This window comes from Amorphus coralli DSM 19760 (assembly GCF_000374525.1).
Classification (GTDB): domain Bacteria; phylum Pseudomonadota; class Alphaproteobacteria; order Rhizobiales; family Amorphaceae; genus Amorphus; species Amorphus coralli.
Genome location: NZ_KB894577.1, coordinates 71153 through 84625, shown reverse-complemented (window position 1 = coordinate 84625; position 13473 = coordinate 71153). Strand labels below are relative to the sequence as shown.

The window sequence follows — 13473 nt, the reverse complement described above, 5'->3', positions numbered from 1 at the left end:
TGAGGCCTATTTGGCCTTGCCTGTTTTCGGCAAAAAGGCGTTCGGGGCGGCAAGGTCGCTTTCGGCCATGTATTTCGGAACGCCCTTGGCGCCCTTGGTCGTCGACTTCGCCTTTTTGGCTTCTTTGTTTCCGCGCTTCTTTTCCGTGCCCATGCCCGACTCCTTCAGGATTGTAGGATTGATCCGTCCGTGAACGGACAGTGCACAGGCATTCAGGCGTTCAGATCAGTGCTCTGAAGCGCGAAAGATGTCGGGCTCGGGCGTCGTCGCGCGCGAGATCTCGCTTTCGGGGACAACACGCAGCTGCGGACTTGTGGTGCTGCGGACGCGGTACTGATGGTCGCCGCGTTCTTCCGGCATCAGCGCCAGGATCGTGTAGGTACCGGCCGCGCCGGGCATCTGGTGCCGGGCAACGATGGTTACGGTCTGACCGACCTTGTAGGTGTGTTCGCTCATGACCTGGTCCTCGTCGCTGTCCGGTGAGTAAGAAAAAGGGGCGCGGTTTCCCGCGCCCCTAATGCACCGCTCAGGCGGCGCGAATGTTCGTGGCTTCCTTCTTGCCGGACCGCGCGTCGTCGCGGACCTCGAAGGAAACCTTCTGGCCTTCATCGAGACCGTGCATGCCAGCCGCCTCGAGCGCGGTGGCGTGGACGAACACGTCCTTGCCGCCGTCGTCGGGCTGGATGAAGCCGAAGCCCTTCTGGGAATTGTAGAATTTAACGCTGCCTGTCGTCATGCCAGTTCCTTGTGGTCGCGCGTGTTCAGCCACGAGCACGCGTCTTAGCGGCTCGCCAATTGGGTCGAAATTGGGTGGAGGGTCTGAACGAAAGCCCGTCGAAACGGGCGCAACGGCCAAGCGATCCGGCCAAATATCGAGCTCAATCAAGCTCCAATGCAGAGCCCATCTTTGGGCCTACCTCGTTTAGATGGTCATTCCCGGCGGCAACATCAATGCGTCGTTGCGGAATAGTTTGCGCGAAAGTGCAGAATCCCCTGATCTGCCGTCGGCCAGTTTGATCTGCCCACCCCCTGTCACTCCGGTCCGCTGTTGCGGAGGTCGCAATCTTCGGCGTTTCAACACTTCACCTGACACGGAAGAAGACGTTCAAGGCGCTTCTGTTGTCCCTGGGCGTCGTTTCACCATGGCTTGCAGGCATAGCGGCCGGGCATCCCTTTCCGGGCGGTGTGGCCTCGTTCGGAGCATATTTGCTGATCGTCTCCTTTCCGCGCCTGCCGGCAGCGGGGCGCTGGAAAGTCCTCGTTGCGGCGTGTTTCATCCTCGCTGCGTTTGCCACGGTCGGGGCCAGTGTCGCGGCGCCTCCACGGCCTTTTTCGTCGTCGCGCTTTCGGCTGCAATGGCTCAGGGAATTGGGGAGCTGCGCGGCGGCTATCTCCGACTGCCGGTGGCGCTCGCGGCTCTGGCGTTCTTTCTCTCCGTCGGCCAGGTGCCTCCCGGAGGCGAGACGGACTACGGTCTCAGCTTTCTTTTTGGGACGCTGTGGGGAGCCGGCTTTGTCGCGTTCTGCGTCGCGAAGGTGAAGACCGAGGCGACAGCCGCACCATCGCAGGCCGGTTTCTTGGGTGTTGCGGGTCGCCGTTTCCTGACTGGCATGACGGTGGTTTCGTTGCTCGGAGGAACCGCCGCGGGCTTTGCTCCCGGATCGCATCCGTGCTGGCTGCCGGCGGCCGGCCTCCGGGTGATAAAGCCGACACGCGGGGAGACGCTCTATCGAATCAAGACGCGCGGGTGGGGAACGGTGCTCGGCGCTGCTGCCGGAGGAGTGCTTCTCGGCCTCGCGCCGATGCCCTCGATCCACGTCCTTCTGGTGGGATTTCTCGTCTTCTGCATGCTTTTGATCGGGGCGAAGCGATACGGCATCTGGACGTTCTGCCTGACGGCCATTGCGCTGGCCTTCGACTTCTCGGCCGAAGCGGGATCGCTCGACCTGGCATCCAACCGGGTTCTTCTGACCATCGCGGGAATTGGCATCGCCTTGCTTGTGATGCCAATGCTGCCATCGAAAGACGGTGCGGCTGGAGAAGACAGCAGCCGGCAGCTGCGGAAAGACCCGAACGGCGCCGTCTGAGAATGGCAGAAACCTGTCTTCCCTCCATTGACTTCATCCCGCCCGCCGCCTGACATCAAGCGTCCGAATTTTCGCCCGTGAGTGCCCGATGTCGTCCGATCCGACCCCGCCTGCCATCTTTCCCGTGCCTGAGATCGCCTCTCGCCATCCCACGCCGCGCACCGGCGGCGAGATCCTCGTCGACTGCCTGTCCGCCAACAGGGTCGACCGGGTTTTCTGCATCCCCGGAGAGAGCTATCTGGCGGCGCTGGATGCCTTCGTGGACGCGGACATTCCGCTTACGGTCGGGCGCCAGGAGGGCGGGGTGGCGTTCATGGCCGAGGCCTGGGGCAAGATGACCGGTCGGCCCGGCATCTGCTTCGTGACGCGCGGGCCGGGTGCCGCCAATGCGGCCGCCGGCGTGCACGTCGCCCAGCAGGACTCCACCCCGATGATCCTGTTCGTCGGCCAGATCGGCCGGGACATGCGCGGCCGAGACGCCTTCCAGGAAGTCGACTTCGTGCAGATGTTTTCCGGCATCGCCAAGTGGGTGGCGGAGATCGACACGGCCGAGCGCATCCCGGAGATGGTGGCGCGGGCCTTCGTCACGGCGACGGCCGGGCGGCCCGGCCCGGTGGTACTGGCGCTGCCGGAGGACATGCTGCGCGACCGGGTCGCAACGGTGCCCGTCGCGGCGGCTGCCGCGCCCGAACCGGGTCCGTCGGCGATCGAGGTGGCGCGCTTCGCGCAGCTGCTGGAGGGCGCCGAGCGCCCCGTCGTCATTGCCGGCGGCTCGCGCTGGTCGCCGGCTGCGGTGGAAACCCTGGCGGACATCGCCGAAGCGTGGGATCTGCCGGTCGCCACCGCCTTCCGCCGTCAGGAACTCTTCGACAACACGCATGGCCACTATGCCGGCGACGTGGGCATCGGCATCAACCCGGCGCTGAAGGCGCGGGTCGCCGAGTCGGACCTGGTGGTGCTTCTCGGCGATCGGATGTCGGAGATGGCCTCGCAGGGCTACACGCTGTTCGACATCCCGGTGCCGCGCCAAAAGCTGGTGCACGTCCATCCCGGGGCGGAGGAAATCGGCCGGGTCTACCAGCCGACACTGGGCGTGAACGCTGTCCCGGGGGCTTTCCTGGACGCCTGGCGGGGCCTCCGGCCGCCCAATGCGCCGGCCTGGGCCGGGCAGGCCGAGGTCGCCCACACCGACTACCTGGCCTGGTCGACGCCGCCCGCGCCGGTGGCGGATGGGGCTGCCGGGCAGGGCGGCGATGGCCTCGTCGACATGGGCGTGGTCATGGCGGTGCTGGAACGCCGGCTGCCGGAGGAAGCGGTGATGGCCAACGGGGCCGGCAACTTCGCCGCCTGGGTGCACCGCTTCCACCGCTATCGCGGGCCCGGAACCATTCTCGCGCCCACCTCCGGTACCATGGGCTACGGCCTTCCGGCGGCGATCGCGGCAAAGATCCGCGAGCCGGAGCGCACCGTCGTCTGCGTCGCCGGCGACGGCGATCTGCAGATGACCATGCAGGAGCTCGGCACTGCGGCGGAGGCTGGCGCGGCCTTGGTGCTCATCGTCGTCGACAACGGCATCTACGGCACCATCCGCATGCACCAGGAGCGCGAATATCCGGGACGGGTTTCGGCGACCGACCTCTTCAACCCGGACTTCGCGATGCTCGGCGAGGCCTATGGCGCGTTCGCCGCGCGGGTGCGGTCGACGGCCGACTTCGAGCCGGCGCTCGAGGCGGCGTTGGCCTCCGGCCGGCTGTCGCTTCTGCACCTAAAGACCGATCCCGACGCCATTACCCCTGCCACGACGCTGTCGGCAATCCGGGCCGGCGCGCTGGCCAAGCAGGGCTGACCGCGAGGGGGCGGACGGGGCCTGCGCAGGCACTGCGCAGCGCCTGCGCAATCGTGCGCAGACGTGCGCAGATCTGCGCGGGCGCCTTGCGCGGCGTCAATGCGCGGTCGTGGTATTCGCTCCAGGCATGAGGGACGCGGCGGTGCGCGGAAATTTTCCCGTCGCTCCCTGATCCGGAAGCCGAGTTCGTGCGTTGACCGGACAAGGCTGGGGTCCGCCGGCTGCCCTCACGTCTTGGAACGCCCGACCCATGCTCGTCTCGCTTCTCGTCCTGTTTCTGTTTTTCGCGGCCGTCGCCTGTGCCGCGCTCACCGGCGTCTTCTTCCGGCCCGACGCGTGGTATCGCGAGATCGACAAGCCGTCGTTCACGCCCCCCGACTGGGTGTTTCCGCCGGCCTGGACGGTGCTCTACGCGATGATCGCCATCGCCGGCTTCGTGCTCTGGTACAAGGTGGGCTTTGCCGCCGCGCCCTGGGCCTTCGCGTTCTATTTCCTGCAGATCGGCCTGAACGCCGCCTGGTCGCCGCTGTTCTTCGGGGCGAAGCGCCCGGACCTCGCCATGCTCGACATCGCGGCGTTGTGGCTGGCCATCGTGGCGACCATCATCGCCTTTTCGCAGTTCAGCCTCACCGCCGCCTTCTTGCTGGTCCCTTACCTCCTATGGGTGACGTTCGCGGCAGCACTCACCGTCTCGATCTGGCGGCTGAACCGGGGCGAGCCCCGGCGTCGGGTCGGATAGGCGAGCCGGCAGGCGAGGGGGCGGCTTGATGCTCCCCGTCACCGATGTTTGAGCCGTCGTGACGCGACGCATCACCGACGTCTTTCTAGGGTAGAGCGAGCAGGATGTGCCGGGTCCGCCCGGCAGGTTCGCGTCCCGGCTGCGCCGGATGGTTATCCGGTCCGCGATCCGGATCGTAACTTGCAGACGAAGTGGGGCGGGGGCGCCGCTTGCCAGGAGTGTCGATGCGCGCGACGGACATGTTCGCACTGCCGATCACCGTGGAAGCCGAGGAGGCCGCGTCCGCCTGGGCAGCCACGACCCGCGCCTTTCTCGCGCACGGGGCGGAGGCGCCCGAGCATCTTGCCCGTACGCTGGAGGCCAGCCCCGGCTTTGCCATGGGCCACGCTGCGCGGGGGCTGTTCTGCCTGCTCCTGGCCAAGCGCGAGATGACCGGGCCCGCCCGCGAGGCCCTGGGCAAGGCCCGCGCCGCCATCGCCGAGACCGGCGCGACCCCGCGCGAGGTGGCCTATGCCGACGCGCTGGCGGACTGGCTCGACGGCCACCCCGCCGCCGCCGCGGACCGGCTGGACGCAGTGCTCGCCCGCCATCTCGAGGATGCGCTGACCCTGAAGCTCGTTCACCAGATCCGCTTCATGCTGGGTGATGCCACCGGCATGCGGCGCTCGGTCGAGGGCGCACTGGACGCCTACGGCAACGATCATCCGGCGGCCGGCTACGTTCACGGTTGCCAGTCCTTCGCGCTGGAGGAGACCGGCTGCTTCGCGGCAGCCGAGTTCGCTGGTCGGCGCGCGTTGGATCTGGCGCCGGACGACGCCTGGGGCCTGCACGCCGTGGCCCACGTCCACGACATGACCGGCCGCTCGCGGGCCGGCGTCGCCTGGCTCGACGGGCGTGACGACGCCTTCGGCCACTGCAATAATTTTCGCTACCACGTGTGGTGGCACAAGGCGCTCTTTCACCTCGATCTCGGCGAGATCGATGCCGTGCTGGCGCTCTACGACCAGGCAATCCGGGCGGAGAAGACCGACGATTTTCGCGACATCGCCAACGGCGCCTCGCTGCTGTCGCGGCTGGAGCTCGAAGGCGTCGATGTGGGCAGCCGATGGGAGGAACTGGCGGCGCTCTGCGAGGGCAGGATCGACGACGGCTGCCTTGTCTTCGCGGACCTGCACTATCTGCTGGCGCTGTGCGGCGGCAACCGCGACGAGAGCGCCGCCCGGCTGGTCGCACGCATGCGCAGCGATGCCGAGACGCCACGCGGCGACATGGGTCGGATCACGGCGAATCCGGGCGTGGCCGCGGCCACGGCGCTGGCGGCCTTCCGCGCCGGTGACTACCGAGCCGCCCACCGCGCCTTCCAGTCGGCGCGTCCGCGCATGCAGACCATCGGCGGCAGCCACGCCCAGCGCGACGTCTTCGACCGGCTCGCCATCGAGGCGGCGATTCGGGCGGGTCTGTTCTGCGAGGCGCGCGCCCTGGTGAGGGATCGCATCGCGTTCCGCGGCGCCACCGACGCCTTCGCGGCAGCGCGCCTCAAGCGCATCGAGGCGGCCGTCGCGAGCGGTCGGGAGTCGCCCCTGATGCAGGCGGTTCTTTAAACGCGGACCGACGCACATCGCCGTTGAAGCCGGCCCCGGCTTCCGGCAGAAGCAACACGACACAAGCAAGGATGTCCGTCGCGCCGTAGCCGCCTTCCCAACGCGGCCCCGTATCGCGGACCTCATCCCCCGGAGAGGCCGTTGACCCCGCCCGTTTCCCCTCGCCCGCGTGACCTGAGGCTCGATTTCTTTCGTGGCCTCGGCATGTTCATCATTTTCGTCGCTCACGTGCCGGGCAACACCTGGACGCTCTGGATCCCGGCCCGTTTCGGCTTTTCCGATGCCACCGAGATCTTCGTCTTCTGCTCCGGCATGGCTTCGGCGATCGCCTTCGGCGGCACCTTCCTGCGGCACGGATGGTGGATGGGCACGGCCCGCACGGCCTTCCGGGTCTGGCAGGTCTACTGGGCGCATATCGGCCTGTTCGCCATCACCGTCTCGCTGCTGATCGTCTTCAATCGGCTGGATACCGGCGTCGACTACACCGAGCGGCTTTACGTCCTGCCCTTCTTCGAGGACACCGCCCGCTCGCTATTCGGACTGATGACGCTCACCTACGTCCCGAACTATTTCGACATCCTGCCCATGTACCTGGTGATCCTCGCCCTGATGCCGCTGGTGGTGGCGCTGGCGCGGGTCTCGCCCTACCTGGCTTTGGCCGCCATCGGCGCCCTCTGGCTGGTGGCCACCACCGGCCATCTCGACCTGCCGGCGGACCCGCGCACCGACCGCGCCTGGTTCTTCAATCCGTTCGCCTGGCAACTGGTCTTCTTCACCGGCTTCGCTTTCATGGCCGGCTGGCTGAAGCCGCCCCCGATCGACCGGCGGCTGGTGATCCTGGCCGCGGCGATCGTGGTGCTGATCGTGCCCTTTGCCCACTACAAGGGCTGGCAGACCTTCCAGTGGATCTACGATGCGCGCGACGCCGTCTGGCCGATGCTGGACAAGACCGACTTCGGCTTCCTGCGCTATGTCCACTTCCTGGCGCTCGCCTACCTGGCCTGGGTGGCGGCGGGCGAGGGCGGCCGGCGGCTGGCCGGGGCGGGCGCCTGGGGCCGGTTCGTTTCCATCACCCGCAAGGTGGGCCAGCAGTCGCTGGCAATCTTCCTCGCCGGGATGGTGCTGGCGCAGGTGGCCGGCATGGTGCTCGACCTCACCGGCCGCACCGTCGCCACCACCGCGCTGGTGAACCTGGCCGGCTTCGGGATCCTCATCATCACCGCCTACACCACCGCCTGGTTCAAGTCGCAGCCGTGGCGCAAGCCGGCCGCGGGGCACGGCGCGACGGCCGCAGAGCGGACAGCGGCAGCCGGCGACCGCGCGTCTGCGGCGCGGGATCCGCGACTGGTGGCGGGCGAATAAGCCTGTTTGCAAAGCCGAAAAGCCTCCGTCCCTGCGCTTGCCGGACGGGGAACGCTGTGAGACGCAAAGGGGCGAGCGGTTCGCCTTTCACTGTCGGAGTACGCCATGACCACCGTCGACGATCTCGCTGAAGCGCGTGCGCTCCTGGGCGATCTCGTTGCCGGGGCGGGGCGCGCGGTGGTCTTCACCGGGGCGGGCGTTTCCACCGAGTCCGGCATCCCGGATTTCCGCAGCCCCGGCGGGATCTGGTCGCAGCGCCAACCGATCTATTTCGACGACTTCCTGGCCGACGAGGACGCGCGGCTGGAGGACTGGCACCGCCGCTTCGAGATGCGCAAGCTGTTCGACGCGGCAACGCCGAACACCGCTCACCGGGCCATCGCCGGCCTGGTGCAGAGCGGCATCGTCGGCGCGGTCATCACCCAGAACATCGACGGGCTGCACCAGCGCTCCGGCGTGCCGGAGGACAAGCTGATCGAGCTGCACGGCAACGCCACGTCGGCCGGCTGCCTGGATTGCGGCGCCGGCATGAGCCTGGACGACGCCTTCGCCGAGCTGGAAGCCAGTGGCCACGCGCCGCGCTGCTTCACCTGTGGTGGGCTGGTGAAGGCGCGGGTCGTGAGCTTCGGGCAGCCGATGCCGGTTCACGAGATGGGCCGGGCCGAAGCGGCGGCGCGCGACTGCGACCTGTTCATCGCGGCCGGCTCGTCGCTGGTGGTCTATCCGGCCGCCGGATTTCCCCTGGCCGCCAGGATGAACGGCGCGACGCTCGTCATCGTGAATCGCGACGCGACGGAGCAGGACCAGGCAGCCGATTATGTGCTGCGGGGGACCATCGGCGCGATTTTCGAGCCGCTGGCGGTCTCGGCCCCCTGAGTGTGGTGGCAGGCCGCCGGGCTGAAAAACGATTTCCGACCATGGGTTTGCAAAAGACACTCGGTTGGGGATGAAGGCGGATCGGCCGCAGGCTGTCACATTTTCAACACAGTTGGAGCCGGTTTCGCCGCGCCATATCGCGCCGGACAACCGGGAATGGTATCGTTCTTAACGATTCGTTTCCGGCGGTTCGCAGGGTGGCGGTAAGCGGACACGGGGGCTCTGCCGCATGAGTGGGAAACTGACAGCGTCGTCCGATCTGGACCTGGTTGGCTCCGACGCAGGGGAAGAAACGGCTTTCGACCTCGTCGAGGTGGCGGGCCAGATCAAGTGGTTCGACGTCTCGAAGGGCTATGGCTTCATCGTTCCCGACAACGGAACGGAAGACGTGCTCCTGCACGTCACCTGCCTGAGGCGCGACGGCTTCCAGACGGCCTATGAAGGTGCCCGCATCGTCTGCGAGGTGCTCGACCGGCCGAAGGGGCTGCAGGCTTTCCGCATCCTCTCCATGGACGAATCCACCGCCGTCCATCCCTCCCAGCTGCCGCCCTCGCGCACCCATGTGCAGGTGACGCCCACCGAAGGGCCGGAGAAGGCCTGGGTGAAGTGGTTCAACCGGACCAAGGGCTACGGCTTCCTCACCCGGGGCGAGGGGACCGAGGACATCTTCGTGCACATGGAAACGCTGCGCCGCTTCGGCATCACCGAGCTCAGGCCGGGCCAGGCGGTGCTGGTGCGCTTCGGCAACGGCCCCAAGGGGCTGATGGCCGCGGAGATCCGCCCCGAGACCGGCGGCAACATCCCGCATTCGCACTGAGCAATCAAAGCGACAGGCTGCGCCTGTGGCCCTTTCGGGGTGACACAACTCAAGTCCCCTCCGGACCGCACCAACCGGCACGCGACCGCGTGCCGCCAAGCGAGTGCAGGAAAAGTGCTCTTGCGGTTTTCCGTTCGCGCTCGCGGCTCAATGATGTCAGGCCGCCCACCCGGAGCCGGTGCGCGTGAGCGCACGCGGCGTGAGGGGCAAGAACCCGCTCCGCGTGAGGGGTAAAGCGACAGGCCGCGGCCTGCAGCCCCCGATGCCGGCTTCAGTCGGGAGGAGCGGCAAATGGGATAGGGCGCGGGCCATTGAAGTGCGCGGCCGGCTCCGGCACAGTCGCGGCATCCGCCGAACACGCTGCCGGCGCCCGATCGCATCCCCGGAGTTCCCATGTCGCGCCTTGTCAGCGCCTTTCTCCTGCTCATCGGTCTCGCCGTACCGGCGCTGGCCGACACGCCGCTCACCGTCGTCACGAAGGATGGGGAGAGCCATGCCTTCACCGTCGAGATCGCCGACGATCCGATGGAGCGGGCCCGGGGGCTGATGTTCCGCGAGGAGATGGCGCCCGATCACGGCATGCTCTTCGATTTCGCCCGCGAGCAGCCGGTGTCCTTCTGGATGAAGAACACGCCGCTGTCGCTGGACATGATCTTTGCGAAGGCCGACGGCACCATCGTCCGGATCGCCGAGAACACCACGCCGCACTCCACCGATGCCGTGCCGTCCGGCGCGCCGGTGCGCTTCGTGTTGGAGGTGGTGGCGGGCACCTCCGACCGGCTCGGCATTGCGCCCGGAGACCGCATCGAGCACGCGCGGGTCACGCCGGCCGAATAGCACCGGTCCGCAAAGCGGCACGGCGGCCTGTCTTCGGTTGCCCAGCGGGGGCGGGCCGTGTATCGGAATGGGGCCGTCGGGGTATAGCTCAGCCTGGTAGAGCACCGGCTTTGGGAGCCGGGGGTCGCAAGTTCGAATCTTGCTGCCCCGACCAACTCGCCCACGTCCGGCTTCTTCCGGCATCGATCACGCCGCCGCTGGTGAGCGTTCAAGACCGGAAAGGGCTTTACGGAACGGGCGCGGCGCGCCAAAACAAGGTTCGTCGAACCGTTCCAATCCGGGCCTTGTGAGCCCGGTGCACGAGGACCGAATGAGCGCACGGATCTACAAACCCTCGAAGACCGCCATGCAGTCCGGCCGGGCCAAGACCCACCGCTGGCTCCTCGAGTTCGATCCGGAGATGCCGCGCACCATCGATCCGCTGATGGGATGGACCTCGTCGCGCGACATGAAGAGCCAGATCCGGCTGCGCTTCGAGACCAAGGACGAGGCGATCGCCTATTGCGAGAAGCACGGCATCCCCTTCCACGTGGATGAGCCGCACGAGCGCACCCCGCGCCGCATCGCCTACGCCGACAATTTCAAGTCCGACCGGCGCTTCCCCTGGAGCCACTGAGGGGCCGCGGAACCGCGGCCAGGCGCCAAGGCGCCAGGACCGACGCTGCAGCGCGCGCGCCGCGAAGCGGGCGGGCCGGGCGGCGAAATCATGGTTAACCGTTGCTTAAGAGGGTCGATGAAAATCGATCTTTGTCAGGCCTTTATGGACAGTACCTGAAGTCCGGACTCAAGGGCTCGACGCCTCGGTCGGCACGGCGATCAAGGCGCCTCTGAGGACGAGTGCCCCGGCGCGGACCAGGCTTGGCCACTGCTCGAGAGCAAACCAAAACGGCCGGGCGTCACACCCGGCACGGCCGGGGGCCGAAGCAAGGTCCGGTGCCGGGCGCGCGGTGGGAAAACCCGTGTCGGGTCGGAGAAGCAAGCCGGGGATCCGGACCAACCGCGCGCTACCCTTCGCCGCGACAATCGGGTACTAGGAACCGCCCGGCCGACGGTCCGGGCCGGCGGGGCGGCGCGGTCGCCCGAGCCGGCGAAGGCGACGGCCCCGTAGCTCAGTGGATAGAGCACCGGCCTTCTAAGCCGATGGTCGTAGGTTCGAATCCTACCGGGGTCGCCAGCTCCTTCTCCTCCTGCATTGTGCCATTGCCCGCGTGTTGCGGATGGGCGCTGCGCGCTGTGCGTGCTATGGGGGCGGCGAGGGGATGGCGAACGATGCACGAGCGATAGGCATGCGCATGCGGGGAGCCTTGCGCATGGGGGGGATGGTTGGTGCGCTGCGGTGGCTGGTGCGGCCAGGAGCTGCAGTCCGGGCGCTGGCGGGTGCCGCGATGCTCGCCTTCGCGACCGCGGCAAGCGGCGCGGTCGGGGCGGCCGATGCCGCCGATCGCGGGGTGTTCGCCGGACCCGAGGCCCCGGCGCCGATCGCCATCGGCTCGCTGGTCGACGGCGAACAGATCCTCGGCCACGCCCTCTATCTGCGCGATCCTGACGGCCGGCTCACCGCCGCCGAGGCGCTTGCCGCCGGGGACTGGTCCGCGGCCAACCGGGCGAGCCGCAACCAGGGCATCACCGGCGCCGCGATCTGGATGGCGTTCCGGCTCGCCAACGACACCGACGCGACCCGCTCGGTGGTGGTGACGCACGACATCGCCTTTCTGTCCGCGTTCGACGTGATGGTCTACGGCCGCGCCGGCGGCCCGGTCGTCACCCGCTTCGACGGCGCAGTGCCGTTCGCCGAGCGGCCGCTGGCCTATGCCGCGCCGGCGGTGGAAATCAGCGTGCCGCCGGGCGAGACGCGCGACGTGCTGGTGCGCTTTCGCAACGCCTTTCCGATCCCGATGCATGTCGGGCTGAAGCTGTGGACGATGCCGGGCTTCGAGCACCAGCGGGTGGCCTACGTGGCGCTGTTCACCTTCCTGGCGGCCTGCCTGCTGATGACGGCGCTGTTCTGGCTGCTCTACGGCGTCATCATGCGGCAGGGGCGGATGATCGCCTACGCCGTCTACATGGTCGGGCTCGCCTATCTCTGCGCGAACTTCTTCGGCATCGCCTATCAGCTTCTCTATCCCGGTGTGCCGTGGCTGCAGGTGCTCGGCTTTCACTGGGCGATGTTCCTGCTCATCGGCGCGGCGGCGGAGTTCGCGCGCCGGCACCTGCAACTGGTCGACCGGCACTCGGTGGACGGCACCATCCTGCGCGTCATCAGCGGGGTCTCGGCGGCGTGGCTCGCCTTCGCGGTGTTCGTGCGGATGCCGGCGATCGAGGCGCCGGCAACCTTCGTGCTCCTGTGCGCGGTGCCGGTCTACATCTGCTGGCTGAGCTGGCGCGCCTGGCGGCGCGACGGCATCGGCTACGCCATGTGGATGTTCCTCGGATGGCTCAGCATCTCCGCGTCGACGGTGCTCGGCATCCTCGGCAGCGGCCTGAACGAGCCTCAGATCAGCTGGACGCAGATGGACTTCATCCGCCTGACCTTCGTGATGACGGTGGCGGAAAGCCTGCTCCTGAGCCTGTCTCTGGCCCAGTGGCTGCGCGGCCAGGAGGCGCTGCGGGAAGAGGCGGAACGCGATGCCACCCGCGACGCGCTGACCGGGCTCCTCAACCGGCGCGGCTTCGGGCGGCGGGTGGACGAGCTGAAGGAAAGCGGTGGCTGGCCCGGCCGGCTGTGGCTGGCGGCGGTGGACATCGACAGCTTCAAGGCGGTCAACGACACCTACACCCATGCCGCCGGCGACGCGGTGCTGGTGCGCCTGTCGGAGGAGCTGGACCGGGTCTGCGGCCCGAACGACCTGGCGGCGCGCTTCGGCGGCGAGGAGTTCCTGGTGCTGTTTTCGGCCGACACCCGCCCGGCGGCGCACACGACCATCGAGGCGGCGCGCCAGCGCTTCGCCGACGTGCCGACGGTCTTCCGCGAGGCCTTCATCGCCCACACCTTCTCCGCCGGGCTGATCCGGCTGTCGGACCACCCCGGCCTCGATGACGTGGGGCTCCTGTCGCGGGCGGACGAGGCGCTCTACGCGGCAAAGCGCGGCGGGCGCAACCGGATCCACCACGGCACCGCCGGGGATCCCGCCGTGCCGCGCGACCGGACGATCCTCACCGCCGATCCGGCCCCGGACGGCGGACGGTAGGCAGGCGCGCCTACAGGCGGCATGGGCCCGACGGCGAACCGGTGCCCACTTCGCCTGGAAATGCGGGTTCACGGCCGCGCTTCCGGACGCAAAACCGGTATCCACTTTTGCTGGAAATGC

At 68.1% G+C, this 13473-nt stretch carries 13 protein-coding genes and 2 tRNA genes; 12 read left to right on the top strand and 3 right to left on the bottom strand.

Features of this window, described 5'->3' with window-relative positions; all coding sequences use genetic code 11:
- Positions 1–6 precede the first annotated feature (6 nt).
- The 3 genes from C507_RS23170 to C507_RS0118285 all read right to left on the bottom strand — a co-directional run bounded on the left by C507_RS23170 (position 7) and on the right by C507_RS0118285 (position 736).
- Positions 7–153 carry a hypothetical protein gene (locus C507_RS23170; RefSeq protein WP_018701174.1) on the bottom strand — a complete coding sequence of 49 codons (147 nt, stop codon included), beginning with the start codon at positions 151–153 and terminating at the stop codon, positions 7–9.
- A 72-nt stretch (positions 154–225) separates the two neighbouring features.
- On the bottom strand, positions 226–456 hold the full coding sequence (locus C507_RS21970; protein ID WP_018701173.1) for a hypothetical protein: 231 nt from the start codon (positions 454–456) through the stop codon (positions 226–228).
- Between the two features lie 70 nt (positions 457–526).
- Positions 527–736 carry a cold-shock protein gene (locus C507_RS0118285; RefSeq protein WP_018701172.1) on the bottom strand — a complete coding sequence of 70 codons (210 nt, stop codon included), beginning with the start codon at positions 734–736 and terminating at the stop codon, positions 527–529.
- A 619-nt stretch (positions 737–1355) separates the two neighbouring features.
- On the opposite strand from C507_RS0118285, the gene C507_RS22585 reads away from it, so the two are divergent.
- The 12 genes from C507_RS22585 (at position 1356) to C507_RS0118225 (ending at position 13353) form a co-directional block, all read left to right on the top strand.
- The gene (locus C507_RS22585) at positions 1356–2087 is read left to right on the top strand and encodes an FUSC family protein (protein ID WP_210162151.1); all 732 of its coding nucleotides are present in this window, start codon (positions 1356–1358) and stop codon (positions 2085–2087) included.
- 88 nt (positions 2088–2175) lie between these two features.
- Positions 2176–3933 (top strand): thiamine pyrophosphate-binding protein, encoded by a 1758-nt coding sequence (locus C507_RS0118275; protein ID WP_018701170.1) that lies wholly within the window; start codon positions 2176–2178, stop codon positions 3931–3933.
- Positions 3934–4183: 250 nt separating this feature from the next.
- On the top strand, positions 4184–4672 hold the full coding sequence (locus C507_RS0118270; RefSeq protein WP_018701169.1) for a TspO/MBR family protein: 489 nt from the start codon (positions 4184–4186) through the stop codon (positions 4670–4672).
- A 224-nt stretch (positions 4673–4896) separates the two neighbouring features.
- Positions 4897–6273, top strand: coding sequence for a tetratricopeptide repeat protein (locus C507_RS0118265; RefSeq protein WP_018701168.1), 1377 nt, complete (start codon positions 4897–4899; stop codon positions 6271–6273).
- A 141-nt stretch (positions 6274–6414) separates the two neighbouring features.
- Positions 6415–7635, top strand: a complete 1221-nt coding sequence (locus tag C507_RS0118260) for an OpgC family protein (protein ID WP_083923665.1) — start codon at positions 6415–6417, stop codon at positions 7633–7635.
- Positions 7636–7740: 105 nt separating this feature from the next.
- Positions 7741–8511 carry an SIR2 family NAD-dependent protein deacylase gene (locus C507_RS0118255; RefSeq protein WP_018701166.1) on the top strand — a complete coding sequence of 257 codons (771 nt, stop codon included), beginning with the start codon at positions 7741–7743 and terminating at the stop codon, positions 8509–8511.
- A 229-nt stretch (positions 8512–8740) separates the two neighbouring features.
- On the top strand, positions 8741–9328 hold the full coding sequence (locus C507_RS0118250) for a cold-shock protein (RefSeq protein WP_018701165.1): 588 nt from the start codon (positions 8741–8743) through the stop codon (positions 9326–9328).
- Between the two features lie 393 nt (positions 9329–9721).
- Positions 9722–10165, top strand: a complete 444-nt coding sequence (locus C507_RS0118245; protein ID WP_018701164.1) for a DUF192 domain-containing protein — start codon at positions 9722–9724, stop codon at positions 10163–10165.
- 77 nt (positions 10166–10242) lie between these two features.
- Positions 10243–10319, top strand: a tRNA-Pro gene (locus tag C507_RS0118240).
- 156 nt (positions 10320–10475) lie between these two features.
- Entirely contained in the window at positions 10476–10781 is a 306-nt protein-coding gene (locus C507_RS0118235) for an ETC complex I subunit (protein WP_018701163.1), read from the top strand.
- 482 nt (positions 10782–11263) lie between these two features.
- A tRNA-Arg gene (locus tag C507_RS0118230) sits at positions 11264–11339 on the top strand.
- A gap of 136 nt (positions 11340–11475) precedes the next feature.
- Positions 11476–13353 (top strand): sensor domain-containing diguanylate cyclase, encoded by a 1878-nt coding sequence (locus tag C507_RS0118225; RefSeq protein ID WP_169508988.1) that lies wholly within the window; start codon positions 11476–11478, stop codon positions 13351–13353.
- Positions 13354–13473 lie beyond the last annotated feature (120 nt).

What these genes read in the sequence shown, in the direction of transcription:
- C507_RS23170 (WP_018701174.1), bottom strand. Translation starts at nt 153, where the DNA reads ATGGGCACGGAAAAGAAGCGCGGAAACAAAGAAGCCAAAAAGGCGAAG.
- C507_RS21970 (WP_018701173.1), bottom strand. Translation starts at nt 456, where the DNA reads ATGAGCGAACACACCTACAAGGTCGGTCAGACCGTAACCATCGTTGCC.
- C507_RS0118285 (WP_018701172.1), bottom strand. Translation starts at nt 736, where the DNA reads ATGACGACAGGCAGCGTTAAATTCTACAATTCCCAGAAGGGCTTCGGC.
- C507_RS22585 (WP_210162151.1), top strand. Translation starts at nt 1,356, where the DNA reads ATGGCTCAGGGAATTGGGGAGCTGCGCGGCGGCTATCTCCGACTGCCG.
- C507_RS0118275 (WP_018701170.1), top strand. Translation starts at nt 2,176, where the DNA reads ATGTCGTCCGATCCGACCCCGCCTGCCATCTTTCCCGTGCCTGAGATC.
- C507_RS0118270 (WP_018701169.1), top strand. Translation starts at nt 4,184, where the DNA reads ATGCTCGTCTCGCTTCTCGTCCTGTTTCTGTTTTTCGCGGCCGTCGCC.
- C507_RS0118265 (WP_018701168.1), top strand. Translation starts at nt 4,897, where the DNA reads ATGCGCGCGACGGACATGTTCGCACTGCCGATCACCGTGGAAGCCGAG.
- C507_RS0118255 (WP_018701166.1), top strand. Translation starts at nt 7,741, where the DNA reads ATGACCACCGTCGACGATCTCGCTGAAGCGCGTGCGCTCCTGGGCGAT.
- C507_RS0118250 (WP_018701165.1), top strand. Translation starts at nt 8,741, where the DNA reads ATGAGTGGGAAACTGACAGCGTCGTCCGATCTGGACCTGGTTGGCTCC.
- C507_RS0118245 (WP_018701164.1), top strand. Translation starts at nt 9,722, where the DNA reads ATGTCGCGCCTTGTCAGCGCCTTTCTCCTGCTCATCGGTCTCGCCGTA.
- C507_RS0118235 (WP_018701163.1), top strand. Translation starts at nt 10,476, where the DNA reads ATGAGCGCACGGATCTACAAACCCTCGAAGACCGCCATGCAGTCCGGC.
- C507_RS0118225 (WP_169508988.1), top strand. Translation starts at nt 11,476, where the DNA reads ATGGGGGGGATGGTTGGTGCGCTGCGGTGGCTGGTGCGGCCAGGAGCT.